The organism is Microvirga sp. CF3016, from assembly GCF_036314085.1.
Lineage (GTDB): Bacteria > Pseudomonadota > Alphaproteobacteria > Rhizobiales > Beijerinckiaceae > Microvirga.
Genome location: NZ_JAYGGM010000001.1, coordinates 104,852 through 119,034, shown reverse-complemented (window position 1 = coordinate 119,034; position 14,183 = coordinate 104,852). Strand labels below are relative to the sequence as shown.

The window sequence follows — 14,183 nt, the reverse complement described above, 5'->3', positions numbered from 1 at the left end:
CCCCGCTTGTCCCCCCTACAGGACCTGCGATGCGCGAATGGGTGGCCGAGGCCCAGGGCTCCGCCACCTGAAATTCATTGCCAATTCTAAACAGTGAGTCGCTTGACTAACCGTTAACCATCCCCTGTCCAGAGTGCCGCAGCCGCGCCTGCCGCCCCCCGATCGTGTGAGACATCAGTGGCTCCCCGAGAGCCCTCCGCTGTCCATATCGGCCTCAGCACCCTCGACGGAGGACAATTGGTTCTGGACCTCCCGCAGCCAGGCGAGATTGGCCTCGTTGTCCTCTTCGGCAAGGGCGCGCTCCGCAGCCCGAAGTTCGCTATGTAACGTGCGTGCGCGGCGATGCAAGGTGATGGCTTGCCTCAATGCGTCCTCAAGCCGCAAGGGATCCGCATGTGGATCCAGCATCCACCGGTCGCCGGGACGGACCAGGGCCGTCAGCCTGTCTGCCGCCTGGGTCAGCCCGGCCCGTTCGAGGCGGGCCCTCATGACAGCCGGATCGGCAGCTTCGCCGCTCGCCGCTCCATCGAGCAGGAGACTGCGCACCATTTGGGCAGGCCGGCCCTCAAGTTCAAGATCTGCAAGGGTTTCCACGTGATTCTGAACGAGTTCCGGGTGAACCAGGAAGGTGCAGAGGATCATCGCCTCGCGCGGACTCTCGGCGGCTCCGCCGACGAAAAGCGGGCTGCGGGCGAGCAGCGGCGAGACGCTCAACCGGGCGCTCGGCGTCATGGGCTGGGGCTTCTGGAAGTCCCGGCGCGAGCCCCCGCCCTGGCGGTTGAACCGGTTGGCCCGGGAATCGGGATTGAGGGCCGCAAGGCGGCCTTCGACCTCCTCCCGGTAGTATTTCTTGAGTGTTTCGTCGCGAATCAGTGTCAGTGATTCGCGCAGGCGCCGCTCCAGAGCGGCTCGACGCTCGGGGGTATCGAGCGGGCCGGCCTCCAGCTCCCGGGCCCAGAGCACGTCGACGAGAGGCCTGGCTGAGGCGAGCACCCGCTCCACGGCGGCGCTTCCGCCCGCGCGGGCGAGATCGTCCGGGTCCTGCCCCTCGGGCAGCATGGCGAAACGCAGGGACTTGCCCGGCATCAGGTTGGGTAAGGCAACGTCGAGGGCCCGATAGGCCGCCCGCTGACCGGCCTTGTCGCCGTCGAAGCAAAGAATCGGTTCTTCCGCCAGGCGCCAGAGCAGCGCGAGCTGGTCCTCCGTCAGGGCCGTGCCAAGCGGCGCGACCGCATGGGGAAAGCCCGCGACGGAGAGCGAGATCACGTCCACATAGCCTTCCACGGCAATCACCGTGCCCCGGTCGTGGGCGGGCTGGCGGGCGAGGTGGTAGTTGTAGAGGAGCCGCCCCTTGTTGAAGAGCGGCGTATCGGGCGAGTTGAGGTACTTGGCCGGCACGTCGGCGCTCATGGCCCGGCCGCCGAAGGCGATGACCCGGCCGCGCACGTCGCAGATCGGGAACATGACCCGGTCGCGGAAACGGTCGGCCGGGATCTTTCCTTCCTCGCCCGCATGGACGAGCCCCGCCTCCACCATCATCTCGACGGGAACGCCCTTGCCGGCGAGGTGGTCGCGCAGGGCATAGCGCTCGGACGGGGCATAGCCGATACGGAAGCGGGCTTGCGTGTCCCGGCTCAAGGCACGACCGGCGAGATAGTCCCGCGCCTTGGCGCCGGAGGGTCCCTGAAGCGAAGTCTCGAAGAACTCGGCCGCCAGTTCCATGATGTCATGGAGGTTCTTGCGCTTGACCTCCTCCTGCCGATCCTCCCGGGAAAGCTTGGGCAACGGCACCCCGGCCTCGCCGGCCAGCCGCTCCACGGCCTCGGGAAAGGAAAGCCCTTCCGTTTCCATGAGGAAGGTGAAGATGTCGCCGTGCTTACCGGACGAGAAGCAATGGTAGAACTGCTTCTGGTCATTCACGTAGAAGGACGGCGTCTTCTCCGCGTTGAACGGCGACAGCCCCTTCCATTCCCGCCCGGCCTTCTTCAGGCGCACGCGCTTGCCGACGACCGCAGAGGTCGGGAGCCGGGCGCGGATCTCTTCGAGGATTTGGGGCGGGTAGCGCACGAGGCGGTGATCTCCAAACCTGCTCCATAAACTAGAGCGGCTTCCATCGAGTTAAAAACGCAGAAGCCAAGCTTTTCTGTGCCCGCAATCCACAGGCCAGGGTCGCCGCTCGGGTCCGCCGGCACGCGAAACCGCGCCTGCGACGATTTGGAACATAATCCTGCGCCGCTCCCGCTGCCCAAAGGGAACCTTTGTTAACGGGCCCATGCCAACGTCGAAGCATTGCAAGAACAAGAAGAAATCTTGGAGTTTGGGGCCATGCCCGCTGTTACGACAATCAATCCCAGTGGCGATTCTTATACCAACGGTCTTCTCGGTGAATACAAATGGGCGGCGGACAGCTTCAGCTATAGCTTTCCAACGGACGGGTCCCATTACGGCGCGTCCTACGGCGAGGGAGAGAACGTCACCAATTTCGGTGCTCTCAACACGCTCCAGCAGGCGACGGTCCGCACGGCCCTGTCGCTTTATTCCTCAGTGGCCGATCTCACCTTCAGCGAGATCGCGGAAACAGCGACGGATCACGCCGACCTGCGCTTCGCCTTGTCAGATGCGCCCAGGACCGCATGGGCCTATTACCCGAGCACGGAGGCCGAAGGGGGCGATGCCTGGTTCAACCAATCGCGGGGCTCCTACAGCAACCCGGTCAAGGGCAATTACGCCCATCTGACCTTCCTGCACGAGATCGGGCACGCCCTCGGCCTGGAACATCCCCACACGAACGGCATGCCGTCCGACCGCGACTCCCTCGAATACACGGTCATGAGCTACCGGTCGTATCCCGGGGCCTCCACCACCTGGGGCTACGTGAACGAGACCTGGGGCTATGCGCAGTCGCTGATGATGGTCGACATCGCCGCCCTGCAGCACATGTACGGCGCCAATTACGGCACCAACGGCTCCAACACCGTCTATTCCTGGAGTGCCGCCACCGGCGAGATGTTCATCGACGGCATCGGCCAGTCGGCCCCCGGCGGCAACAGGATTCTGCTGACGGTCTGGGACGGCGGCGGCACCGATACTTACGACTTTTCGAACTACGGCACCAACCTGAAGGTCGATCTGCGGCCGGGCGGCTGGACCACGACGGCGACGGCCCAGTTGGCCAAGCTGCGCTTCGACGGCGGGCGCCTGGCGGCCGGCAACATCGCCAATGCGCTGCTCCACAACGGCGACCTCCGCTCCCTGATCGAGAATGCCGTCGGCGGATCGGGCTCCGACACGATCACCGGCAACCAGGCGGCCAACGCGCTCACGGGAAATGCGGGCAACGACAAGCTGACCGGCGCCCAAGGCGACGATCTGCTCGACGGCGGCAGCGGCAGCGACATGGCGGTCTTCGGCGGCCAGCGCTCCGATTACGGCGTGACTCTCCTGGCCGACGGCTCGCTGCAGGTCCAGGACCTGCGCACGGGCGCATCGGACGGCACGGACATCGTCCGGAACACGGAAGTCTATCAGTTCAGCGACCGGGTCTATACGGCGGCAGAACTCACCGCCGTCGAGGAGCCGGTCACCCCCGAGCCGCCCGCCACCGACGACCCCTCGGTCACGGAGGAGCCTCCGGTCGTCCAGGATCTCGTTCTGACCGGCACGAGCGCGGCCGACAACCTCTACGGAGCGGCCGGGAACGACCGGATCGACGGCAGGGCCGGAAACGATGCGCTCTACGGCCTGGAGGGAAACGACGTCCTCGTCGGCGGATCGGGCCGGGACGTCCTGGATGGCGGAGCCGGAACCGACACGGCAAGCTATGCGACGGCAACGGCGGGCGTCGTCGCCGACCTGATGGCCGCCTCGAAGAACACCCGGGACGCCTACCGGGACAGCTATGTCGGCATCGAGAACCTCACCGGCAGCCGCCATGCGGATTTCCTGCGCGGCAACGATGCGGCCAACGCCCTCCTGGGCGGGGCCGGGTCGGACGCCCTGTACGGTCGTGGCGGCTCGGACTGGCTCGAAGGGGGCGACGGCGCCGACTATCTCGAGGGCGGCTCCTCGGCCGATACCCTGTACGGCCAGGGCGGCAAGGACATCCTGTACGGCGGCGGCGGCGCCGACATGCTGGCAGGCGGCGCGAACGGCGACCTCTTCCTGTTCAAGGCGGCCGGCGACACCGGGCCTGCGGCGGGCGACACGATCCAGGACTTCACGTCCGGCGTCGACAGGATCGACCTGCGCGGCATCGACGCCAACACCAGGCTCTCGGGCAACCAGGCGTTTTCCTTCATCGGGAGCACCGCGTTCACCGGCAAGGCCGGTCAGCTGAACTTCAGCGGCGGGATCCTGTCCGGCGACGTCAACGGCGACAAGGCGGCGGATTTCCAGATCGGCCTCCTCGGCGTCGCTTCGATGAAGACGACGGATTTCTACCTCTGACCGGTCAGGAAATGGGATGCAGCGGGCCACCCGGACGGTCCGCTGCATCCCGCTTCCGACGGCCCTATTCTTAAGGGAGCGGAAGGGGAGAGACCTCGGAATGGAACCAGCAAGCGTGGCCTTCGCTTGAATCGATGGAAGGCGTTCTCGTCGAAGGATTGCCAAGAATCGGGGTCAACCGATGCCGCTCACCCAGAATCCCATCGTGGAATGGCCGAAGGAGCTCCAGCATCTTCTGGGAGGAATCCAGGTGGTCGCCCATGAGGACGGGAAACGCTACGCCCGCGTCGATATCGACATCGATCCTGGGACCCTGTTCCTCCTCAACGATTTCGAAGCGCGGGTGCGGCATCGCCAGGTCCGCATCAGGCCGGCCGGCGCCGACGAGTGCCTCGTGGGCGGGATGAACGCGCTCGTGGGCCTCGGGGCGGCGGCCGGATCGGCGGACCATTTGAGCCGGGTCCGGATCAGCTTCCACGACCTCCTGGACGACGACTGCATCGATCGCTCGCCGCACATGTGAGCGCCTCTGATGATCCGGGCAAGATAGGGCTCGGTCGCGCTCCATGGCGAGGCGCCGTTTCAAGTGGACAAGGCGACCTTCGCTCTTCTTCCGGAAACGCGGGCACTCCATTCTCACGGCGTGAGAGGTGGACACCCGTGAATCAAAGCATCGCCCATATCGCTCTCGTCGTTCGCGATTACGACGAGGCGATCGATTTCTACGTCAACAAGCTCCGGTTCGAGCTTGTCGAGGACACCTACCAAGCGGAGCAGGACAAGCGTTGGGTCGTGGTCCGGCCGCGGGGCGACGGGAGCACGTCCCTGCTGCTGGCCCGTGCATCCTCGGCCCATCAGGAAACCTTCATCGGCAACCAGGCCGGCGGCCGGGTCTTCCTGTTCCTGCGCACCGACGATTTCTACCGCGACCATGCCGCCATGGTCGAGGCCGGGATCACCTTCATCCGCGAGCCGAAGCAGGCCTCCTACGGCATCGTGGCCGTGTTCGAGGATCTGTACGGCAATCTGTGGGATCTGGTTCAGTTCACGGACGGGCGACCGTGAAGAGAATGGCGGGGCGATGGAGTGCGAGCGCCGGTCAGCGGCTGGCGGTCGTGAGCGCGACGCCGATGCCCACGAAGGTTGTGCCTGCGGCACGGTTGAACCAGCGCCCATGGCGGGTCAGCCACGGAGCCACGCGCTGCGCCATGACGGCGAGAAGAAGCTCGTAGACGATCTCCACCACCACGAAGGTGCCGCCGAACAGCGCCAGCTGGACCGGAAAGGAGACGCCCGGGACCATGAATTGCGGCAGGAAGGCCGCAAAGAAGATCAGCGCCTTCGGGTTCGACACCGCCACGAGGAAACCCTGATTGAACATCCACAGCGGCCGCGCCCGGCGCGATCCCCCGTCCTGCTCTGCAACATCGATGATGGAAGCGGGCGAGCGCCAGATGCGGATGCCGAGATAGACGAGGTAAGCGGCGCCGATCCACTTGGCGATCGTGAAGGCCCGCTCCGAGGCGGCGAGCAGTGCCCCCATGCCGGCGAGCGAGGCCGCGATGAGGATGAAGAATCCGAGCGCGCCGCCCAGCACCGTATAGATCGTGGGACGGAAGCCGTAGCAGACGCCATGCGTCAGCGACAGCAGGCCATTCGGCCCCGGCGTCAGCGAGAGGCCGATCGCAGCGACCAGATAGATCAGCCAGAGTTCGAGGCTCATGGGGCACCGATGCTCGTTCGTAGGGCGCATCGTCGGATGCGAACAGCTGGGTTCATGCTTAGCACACCGGCTGGAAATGCCGAACGGAATGTCGTACCCGGCGGCCGCAGGCCGGTACGGTTGCCGCCCACCCTCGCGTCATGGCCGGCCTTGTGCCGGCCATCCCGATGCTGAAAAGCGCCGCGCTCTTCGGATCGTGATCCCCGGGACAAACTCGGAAACGGGGATGACGGGAAAGGATATCATTCCGGGGCTGCGCAGCAGAGCCCGGGATCCATCACCGCTGACGACGAGGGATGACCCGAAGCGCAGCCTCCGAGACGAGCCTCGTCTCACCCCTTGGGCAGCATGTCCTTCACGAGGCCGCTCGCCTTGGCGAAGTCCATGCGGCCGGCATACTTGGCTCGCAAAGCGCCCACGACCTTGCCCATGTCCTTCATGGAGGCGGCGCCGGTCTCGGCGATGGCGGCTTCGATGGCGGCCCTGGTCTCGGCCTCGTCCATCTGCTGCGGCAGGTAGGAGGAGATCACCGCGACCTCGTCCTTCTCCTGCTGGGCGAGCTCCGTGCGGCCGCCCTGCTCGTACATGGTGATCGATTCCTGGCGCTGCTTCACCATCTTCTGCAGGAGAGCCAGGATCTCCTCGTCGGACAGGGGCTCCTTGCCGTTGCCGCGGGCTTCGATGTCCTTGTCCTTGAGGGCCGCCTGGATCAGCCGGATGGCACCAAGCCTGCCCTTGTCGCCGGCCTTCATGGCCTCCTTCATTTCGGTGGTGAAACGTTCGCGCAGCATGGAGTTCTCCTTGGTTTTAAGACGCTTGAGCGTTGACGGAACGCGAACGGCCCCTTAAGTCACGGGGGTAGTTCAAGGGCGGCCCGGGTTACGGCCTGCTCAAGCACGGCCTGTTGGCCCCGGACTTACAAGAGATCATGACGATGCTGCAAGACAAAGACACCACCGGGTCCCTCTCGGGTGGCTGGGCCGAGCCGCGCGCGACCGCGGTTCTCGTGCTCCAGGACGGAACGGTTCTCGAAGGCTTCGGCATCGGGGCCGTCGGCGAGGCGACCGGCGAGGTCTGCTTCAACACCGCCATGACGGGCTACCAGGAGATCCTGACCGACCCGTCCTATGCGGGCCAGATCATCACCTTCACGTTCCCGCATATCGGCAATGTGGGCACCAACGAAGAGGACATCGAGAGCGTCAACGCCGCCTCGTCCTCGGGCGTGCGCGGCGTCGTGCTGGCGGCGACCATCACCGAGCCGTCCAACTGGCGCGCCTCCCGCGACCTGGACGCCTGGCTGAAAGCCCGCAGCATCGTCGGCCTCTCGGGCATCGACACGAGGGCGCTCACCGCGCTCATCCGCGACAAGGGCATGCCGAACGCGGTCATCGCCCACGATCCGGAAGGCCGGTTCGACATGGAGGCTCTGAAGGCCAGGGCCGCCGCCCTGCCCTCCATGGACGGCCAAGACCTCGTGCCCCTCGTGACCAGCGCCCAGCGCTTCGACTGGGACGAGACCACCTGGACGCGCGGGGAAGGCTACGGCCATCAGGACGGCGCCCCGAAGCACCACGTGGTCGCCATCGATTACGGCGTGAAGCGCAACATCCTGCGGCTCCTGGCCCGCGCCGGGTGCAAGGTGACGGTGGTTCCCGCCACCGCCTCGGCGGAGGACGTGCTCGCCCTGAAGCCGGACGGCGTGTTCCTCTCCAACGGCCCCGGCGATCCGGCGGCGACGGGCGAATATGCCGTGCCGGTGATCCGCAAGGTGCTCGACGAGAAGATCCCGACCTTCGGCATCTGTCTCGGCCACCAGATGCTGAGCCTGGCCGTGGGCGCCAAGACCAAGAAGATGCACCAGGGCCATCACGGGGCGAACCATCCGGTGAAGGACAAGACCACCGGCAAGGTCGAGATCACCTCCATGAACCACGGCTTCGCGGTGGATCCAGAGACCCTGCCGCAGAACGCCGTGGAGACCCACGTGTCCCTGTTCGACGGCTCCAATTGCGGCATCTCGCTCACCGACCGCCCGGCCTTCTCGGTGCAGTACCATCCGGAAGCCTCGCCCGGCCCGCAGGACAGCCATTACCTGTTCGACCGCTTCGTCGAGCTGATGGAGCAGAAGAAGGCGAAGGCCTAACGACTTCGTGAAGGCTGGCGCCGCGACAAACGCGTCGGTTGCGCCAGCCGCCCAAATCACGGTAACCGATCATTAACCATAAAAATAAAATGATTCCGGGCCTTGTTTTGGGGGTTTTCAAATGGATTTCGATGACGATGCCGGCGAGTTCGGCCGATTGCACAACCTGTTCACGTTTCACCTCGGCATCGCCGTCACGCTCTCCTGGCTGACGTCGCTCTATGCCGCTCTCTACGCTCCCTGGGTGCGCAACATCCGCCCCCTGATCGATCCCACCAATGTGGGTACGGTGGAGAGCACCTGGTCCTATCTCTTCATCTTCCCGGTGGTGCTCACGGCGGCCTGGCTGGTCTCGATCTTCGGCCAGAACCTTTTCGCCCAGTTCCGGATCTTCAAGAACCAGATCATCGAGTTCGCCGTCGCGGCGGCCGTGGCCTTTGCGATGTTCTACCTGTCCATCGACCGCGCCGTCGCGGCCATGCTCATCGGCATGTAAGGCGACAGAATCAACGGTCGCGCTCGACCTTTCGTCGGCACCATGCGTTCTCTCCCGACCCAAGGAGGCACGCATGGTTCAACCGACAGGAGCTGGCGCGGCTCGTTCTGACGCGCCTCACGGAGCGGAAGCGGTCGTCTTCCAGAGCAATGGGATCGTTCCCAACAATCCTTCCCTGCCGCTGGTGATCCGCCGTGGGGCGATCTCGCCCTCCCCCCAGGATCCCGCCAAATCCTTCAAGGCCACCTTCGCCAGGAACGGCTGGACGAACGCTTGGCTCGACGGCATCCACGACTACCACCACTACCATCCGAACACCCACGAGGTGCTCGGCATCGTCTCGGGTTCGGCCCAGGTCCGCTTCGGCGGCGAGGACGGCGAACTCATCACACTGAGCGCTGGTGACGTCTTGATCATCCCGGCAGGCGTCGCCCATGCGCGCATCAACGCGAGCGATGACTTCGCCGTGGTCGGAGCCTATCCGAATGGCGCTGATTACGAAACCATCCGGGACGATCCAACCGCTCTCGCGATGTCGCAGCAGCGCATTGCGCAAGTGCCGCTGCCGGATGCCGACCCGGTCGACGGGCCCGACGGAGCGCTCATGAAGCTGTGGACCTAAACATTGAAGGCCCCCTGCCTCGAAAGGCAGGAGGCCCTTGCCCCTACGGCTTATTGCTGTTCTTCAGACCGACAGCGTGACCTGCACGTTACCCCGGATCGCGTGGGAATAAGGGCAGACCACATCGGCCTTCTGCACCAGATCGGTCGCCTGCTCCTGAGACAGACCGGGCAAGTTTGCCTTCAGCTCCACCACCAGGCCGAAGCCCGCGCCGTCATCGCGCTTGCCGATGCCGACCTTGGCCTCCACATGGGCATCGGCCGGGAGCGTGATCTTGTTCTGCGAGGCGACGAATTTCAGCGCGCCCAGGAAGCAGGCCGAGTAGCCGGCCGCGAAGAGCTGCTCCGGATTGGTCCCCTCGCCGCCCGCGCCGCCGAGCTCCTTCGGCGTAGAGAGACGAAGCTCCAACTTGCCATCGTTGGAAGCGGCGACGCCTTCGCGTCCGCCGCGGGCTGAAGCATGGGCTGTGTAGAGCGGGGTCATGGAAGAGTTCCTTGATGTGTCCGGACTGGAAGTCTTGACGGCTAGATCACATGTAAGCAATTCAATTGCGCTCGATCTATTTATAGACATAGACCTGAATTCGATTGTGTGCAACCTATTTTTCGCAGGTTGTCCCGGGTGGAGGTGACGATGACGAAGAAACCGGAAATGTTGGCGCTTGATAACCAGCTGTGCTTTGCCTTCTATTCCGCCTCTCACGCCTTCAGCCGGGCCTATCGTCAGTTCCTAGACCCGCTCCGCCTCACATATCCGCAATATGTGGTTCTGCTGGTGCTCTGGGAGCAGGACGATCTCACCGTGAAAGAGATAGGGGATCGGCTGTTTCTCGATTCCGGCACCCTTACCCCCCTGCTGAAGCGTCTCGAATCGGCCGGCTATGTCCGCCGCACCCGCGACAGGAAGGACGAGCGGCAGGTCAGGGTTTCCCTCACCGAGACCGGCCGGTCTCTCCGGAAGAAGGCCGAGGAAATCCCCAAGCAGGTCGGCTGCGTGCTGGGCCTGTCCTTCGACGAGGTCAGGGCCTTGACCCAGGAGGTTGCGAAACTGCGCGGCAGGCTCCATGACTCGGCGGCACCTTCGGCGACATCCTGAATTCAGGGGAGAGACCCTTTCCGATGAACTGGCGCGACTACTGGAATCAGGACACGCCGATCTATACGAGCGAGCGGCACAAGCTGCTGCATTACCGCCTGATTGCCAACGATATCATCGGCCTCATCCCCTCCCCTGAGGCGGTCGTGTTGGATTACGGCTGCGGCGAGGCGCTGTTCGCCGACAAGGTCGCGGCCAAATGCAGACAGCTATACTTGAGCGATGCCGCACCGCTGGTGCGGGAGCGCCTGAATGAGCGATTTCAGGACAACGGGCGCATCACCATCCTGTCGACCGACAATGTCACCGACCTTGCGGATGCGTCGCTCGATCTGATCGTGGTGAACTCGCTCGTCCAGTATCTCTCCCTCGACGAGTTCCGCGCCTTGCTGAAGCTCATGCACGAAAAGCTGAAGGCCGACGGCACGCTAGTCCTGGGGGACGTTCTCCCACCTGATCTCAGCCCCCTCACGGACGCGAAGGCGCTGATCTCCTTTGCCTGGCAGGGTGGCTTCCTGCGATCGGCCGTCAGCGGCCTCGCCCGCACGGCCTTCTCGGAATACCGCAGGATCCGCGAGGAGGTCGGCCTGGCGCAGTACAGCGAGGAGGAAATCCTGGATCTCCTCGAAGATGCCGGATTCGAGCCCAGGCGGTCCGAGCGGAACCTCGGACACAACCAAGCTCGCATGACCTTTGTGGCGCGACCGGCTCAGGCCCGCGATACGGACGACTTCGCCGAGCGCTGATCGCTCGCCAAGGACAACCCGAACACAGCAAGGCCCGCGACGGCCAGAGCCGCGCCGACCCAACCCGTCGAGGCAAAGCCGTAGCCTGCCGCGATCGCCAGACCGCCGAGCCAGGCGCCGAGCGCATTGGCGATGTTGAAGGCCGAATGGTTGAGGGCGGCCGCCAGGGTCTGCGCATCGGCCGCCACGTCCATCAGGCGGGTCTGGAGCGCGGGTCCGATGGCGACGCTGCAGCCGACGAGGAAGACGCAGGCCGAGAGCATGTAGGGGTTCTCCGCCGTCAGCCAGAGCACGGTCATGACCACCGCGCTGGAGGCGAGCACGCCGCCGATGGTGGCCATCAGGTTCCGGTCGGCAAACCAGGCCCCGACCAGATTGCCGACGATCATGCCGGAGCCGAACAGGGCCATCATCACCGGTACGGCGCTCTCGGGCATCCCTGCCACCTCGGTTGCCGTCGATGCGATGTAGGAGAAGACCGAGAACAGGCCGCCGAAGCCCACGGCGCCGATGCCGAGGGTGAACCAGACCTGCTTGCGCGTGAAGGCTCCGAGTTCCCGCATCGGGCTCGCCCCTTCCTGGACCTTGTCCTTCGGCAGGAAGAGCCAGATCAGCAGCACGGTCAGGGCTCCCATGAAGCCGACGGCCCCGAAGGCGATGCGCCAAGTCAGGATCTGCCCGAACCAGGTGGCGACGGGCGTGCCGAGCAGGGTCGCCACCGTCAGGCCCATCATGACACGGGCCACCGCCTGGGTGCGCTTGCTCGGCGGAACCAGGGAGGCCGCCACAAGGGCGGCCACGCCGAAATACGCGCCGTGCGGCAGACCGGTGAGAAAGCGCAGGAGCACGAACGATTCGAAGGTCGGCGCGACGGCACTGACGGCATTGCCGACGGCGAAGATGGCCATCAGCAGAAGGAGCAGCGTCTGACGCGCAAGCTTGGCTGCCATCACGGCGATGATGGGAGCACCGACCACGACCCCGAGGGCATAGGCGCTGATCGCGTAGCCGGCCTCGGGCGTCGTGACGTTGAATTCCTGAGCGACGTTGGGCAGGAGCCCCATGATGGCGAACTCGCCAGTGCCGATGCCGAAGCTGCCGACTGCGAGCGCCAGCTCGATCAGGGCGACGGCCAGGCGGGAATGCGGAACGGCGGGAGCCTTGTCCCGCGCCGGACAGGCTTCCTCGGTCAAGGCCATATCGGACATGAAGCCCCCAGCGTGTCGGTCGGTGCGGTGATGGATGAAGCGACGGAGGCCGTCAGACAGCTCCGATGACGTCCATATTGCATCGCAATAAGATTCGCGGGACCTGCCGGAACGCAGGCCAGGGCTGCACTGGAAGACTGGAACATGGCCGATGCCGTTCAAAGCGGCCGAAGACTTATGCAAATGTCCACTTTTTATGCGCCATGAAGCTCCACAGCATGACCACACCGGTCGTGATGATCTGCGACGGCAGGTAGGGTCCGTCGAGCCAAACCGTGAAGGCGTGCATCAAAAACCAGGTCACGAGGAAGCCGACGAGGGCCACGAGGGCAAAGCGCCACGTGGCTTCGCGATGGGGCCGGTCGCTCTCGTAGGTATGCTTGCGGTTGAGCAGGTAGGATATGAGCCCTCCCGCCACGTAGCCGGCCAGCGTGGCCGGAACCGGGTGGATACCGCCACCCTCCACGAGGGCGACGAGGAGCCCGTAATGGGCTACGGCGGCCGCAAGTCCCACTCCGAAGAAGGCGGTGAACTGACGGATCAGGCGATGAAAGGGACGGGATGCGGTCACGCCTCCTCGATAGCTGCTTCCCACGGACCCGTCACCTCATTCCCTGCAGAAGCCCGGCGATCCTGCGGGACAGGAAACGGGGTGCGAATTTCGAGCCAGCGGCCCCGAATCGGTTCCTGGCGCCGGGAATGACGATGGCCCGCCCGGCCTCGTAGCCGTCCACCCCGACGCGGGCGACCTCCGCCGAGGACATGACGCCCGCCTGGAAGAGACGAGAATCCTTCAAGCCGGCCGTCTCGGAGAACTCGCTCTCGGTCGGTCCCGGACACAGGGCGGTGACCGTCACCCCGTGCGGCTTGGCCTCGTCGTGCAGGGCCTCGGACAGGGACAGGACGAAGGCCTTCGTCGCGTAATAGACGGCCATGTAGGGCCCGGCCTGGAAGGCCGCCAGGGAGGCGACGTTCAGGATCCCTCCCCGCCTGCGCTCGATCATGCCCGGCAGCATGAGGCGGCTGAGGGAGGTGAGCGCCATAACGTTGAGGTCGATCATGGCGAGCTGCTTCTCGTGCGGCAGGGACGCGAAATACCCTCGCAGTCCGAACCCGGCATTGTTGACCAGGGTGTGAACGGCGATTCCCCGCTCCTGGAGCATCTCGTGCAGATCCCGCGGCGCCTCCCTGTCCTCGAGGTCGACTGCCATGATCTCGATCGGCACGCCATGGGTTCGGCGGATCTCGGCGCCCAGCGCCTCGAGCCGCTCATGCCGCCGGGCCGTCAGGACGAGGGGATATCCGCGCGCCGCGAAGGTCCGGGCCAGTTCCGCGCCGATCCCGCTGGACGCCCCCGTCACCAACGTCCAGCGAAGCTCCTCGGTCATGGCCATCCTGTCCCAACTCCCTTCCATAGTGACACGCGGGGATCGTACCGCATGACCCTTTGCTGTCTAAATCATGGCTGGCGCATCGTGCGGAAAAGTGGATCCGGTTTTCCGCGAAGAACGATGCGCCAGCCATGAGTTGGAGCATCGGACCCAAAAGTGGACCCACTTTTGGGTCCGATGCTCTAAGGCCTTTGAATTTGCGTAAGGTCCGTGTAAGAGCCTCTCTCAACCTACAATCCGATCACATCCCGGCTGCGCTCGAAGCGCCGTAGCTTTACGGCCGCGCGGCTGGACACGCCTGGGTGGCCCA

15 protein-coding genes are annotated in these 14,183 nt (G+C 65.0%); 8 read left to right on the top strand and 7 right to left on the bottom strand.

The genetic code is table 11. The features are described 5' to 3' along the window. Positions 1-174: 174 nt before the first annotated feature. Positions 175-2,067: a DNA primase gene (gene dnaG, locus VB672_RS00660; protein WP_329782235.1), complete on the bottom strand. Its 1,893-nt coding sequence runs from the start codon at positions 2,065-2,067 to the stop codon at positions 175-177. A gap of 258 nt (positions 2,068-2,325) precedes the next feature. Between dnaG and VB672_RS00655 the strand changes: the two genes are divergently transcribed. The 3 genes from VB672_RS00655 to VB672_RS00645 all read left to right on the top strand — a co-directional run bounded on the left by VB672_RS00655 (position 2,326) and on the right by VB672_RS00645 (position 5,511). Further along, complete coding sequence (locus VB672_RS00655) at positions 2,326-4,446, top strand: M10 family metallopeptidase C-terminal domain-containing protein (RefSeq protein WP_329782234.1); 2,121 nt, start codon at positions 2,326-2,328, stop codon at positions 4,444-4,446. Between the two features lie 181 nt (positions 4,447-4,627). Next, positions 4,628-4,969 (top strand): hypothetical protein, encoded by a 342-nt coding sequence (locus VB672_RS00650; RefSeq protein WP_329782233.1) that lies wholly within the window; start codon positions 4,628-4,630, stop codon positions 4,967-4,969. A 137-nt stretch (positions 4,970-5,106) separates the two neighbouring features. Further along, positions 5,107-5,511 (top strand): VOC family protein, encoded by a 405-nt coding sequence (locus VB672_RS00645; RefSeq protein WP_329782232.1) that lies wholly within the window; start codon positions 5,107-5,109, stop codon positions 5,509-5,511. Between the two features lie 34 nt (positions 5,512-5,545). On the opposite strand, the gene VB672_RS00640 is transcribed toward VB672_RS00645, so the two are convergent. Then, positions 5,546-6,169, bottom strand: coding sequence for a LysE family translocator (locus VB672_RS00640; RefSeq protein ID WP_329782231.1), 624 nt, complete (start codon positions 6,167-6,169; stop codon positions 5,546-5,548). A 332-nt stretch (positions 6,170-6,501) separates the two neighbouring features. Next, positions 6,502-6,960, bottom strand: a complete 459-nt coding sequence (locus VB672_RS00635; RefSeq protein ID WP_329782230.1) for a GatB/YqeY domain-containing protein — start codon at positions 6,958-6,960, stop codon at positions 6,502-6,504. A 143-nt stretch (positions 6,961-7,103) separates the two neighbouring features. On the opposite strand from VB672_RS00635, the gene carA reads away from it, so the two are divergent. The 3 genes from carA (at position 7,104) to VB672_RS00620 (ending at position 9,433) form a co-directional block, all read left to right on the top strand. Beyond that, positions 7,104-8,315, top strand: coding sequence for a glutamine-hydrolyzing carbamoyl-phosphate synthase small subunit (gene carA, locus VB672_RS00630; protein WP_329782229.1), 1,212 nt, complete (start codon positions 7,104-7,106; stop codon positions 8,313-8,315). Between the two features lie 121 nt (positions 8,316-8,436). Continuing rightward, positions 8,437-8,811: a hypothetical protein gene (locus VB672_RS00625; protein WP_329782228.1), complete on the top strand. Its 375-nt coding sequence runs from the start codon at positions 8,437-8,439 to the stop codon at positions 8,809-8,811. Between the two features lie 73 nt (positions 8,812-8,884). Beyond that, complete coding sequence (locus VB672_RS00620; protein ID WP_329782227.1) at positions 8,885-9,433, top strand: cupin domain-containing protein; 549 nt, start codon at positions 8,885-8,887, stop codon at positions 9,431-9,433. Between the two features lie 63 nt (positions 9,434-9,496). Here VB672_RS00620 and VB672_RS00615 read toward each other — a convergent pair whose 3' ends face one another. Further along, positions 9,497-9,916, bottom strand: coding sequence for an organic hydroperoxide resistance protein (locus VB672_RS00615; protein ID WP_329782226.1), 420 nt, complete (start codon positions 9,914-9,916; stop codon positions 9,497-9,499). 150 nt (positions 9,917-10,066) lie between these two features. Here VB672_RS00615 and VB672_RS00610 point away from each other — a divergent pair, with 150 nt between their 5' ends. Both VB672_RS00610 and VB672_RS00605 read left to right on the top strand, forming a co-directional pair. Further along, positions 10,067-10,528, top strand: a complete 462-nt coding sequence (locus tag VB672_RS00610) for a MarR family winged helix-turn-helix transcriptional regulator (RefSeq protein WP_329782225.1) — start codon at positions 10,067-10,069, stop codon at positions 10,526-10,528. 23 nt (positions 10,529-10,551) lie between these two features. Then, positions 10,552-11,274, top strand: a complete 723-nt coding sequence (locus VB672_RS00605) for a class I SAM-dependent methyltransferase (RefSeq protein WP_329782224.1) — start codon at positions 10,552-10,554, stop codon at positions 11,272-11,274. Here VB672_RS00605 and VB672_RS00600 read toward each other — a convergent pair. The 3 genes from VB672_RS00600 to VB672_RS00590 all read right to left on the bottom strand — a co-directional run bounded on the left by VB672_RS00600 (position 11,238) and on the right by VB672_RS00590 (position 13,870). Beyond that, entirely contained in the window at positions 11,238-12,473 is a 1,236-nt protein-coding gene (locus VB672_RS00600; protein WP_442931891.1) for an MFS transporter, read from the bottom strand. The genes VB672_RS00605 and VB672_RS00600 overlap by 37 nt on opposite strands. Before the next feature lie 184 nt (positions 12,474-12,657). After that, complete coding sequence (locus VB672_RS00595; RefSeq protein WP_329782222.1) at positions 12,658-13,053, bottom strand: GtrA family protein; 396 nt, start codon at positions 13,051-13,053, stop codon at positions 12,658-12,660. A 31-nt stretch (positions 13,054-13,084) separates the two neighbouring features. Continuing rightward, positions 13,085-13,870 carry an SDR family NAD(P)-dependent oxidoreductase gene (locus VB672_RS00590; protein ID WP_329782221.1) on the bottom strand — a complete coding sequence of 262 codons (786 nt, stop codon included), beginning with the start codon at positions 13,868-13,870 and terminating at the stop codon, positions 13,085-13,087. Positions 13,871-14,183: the final 313 nt, after the last annotated feature.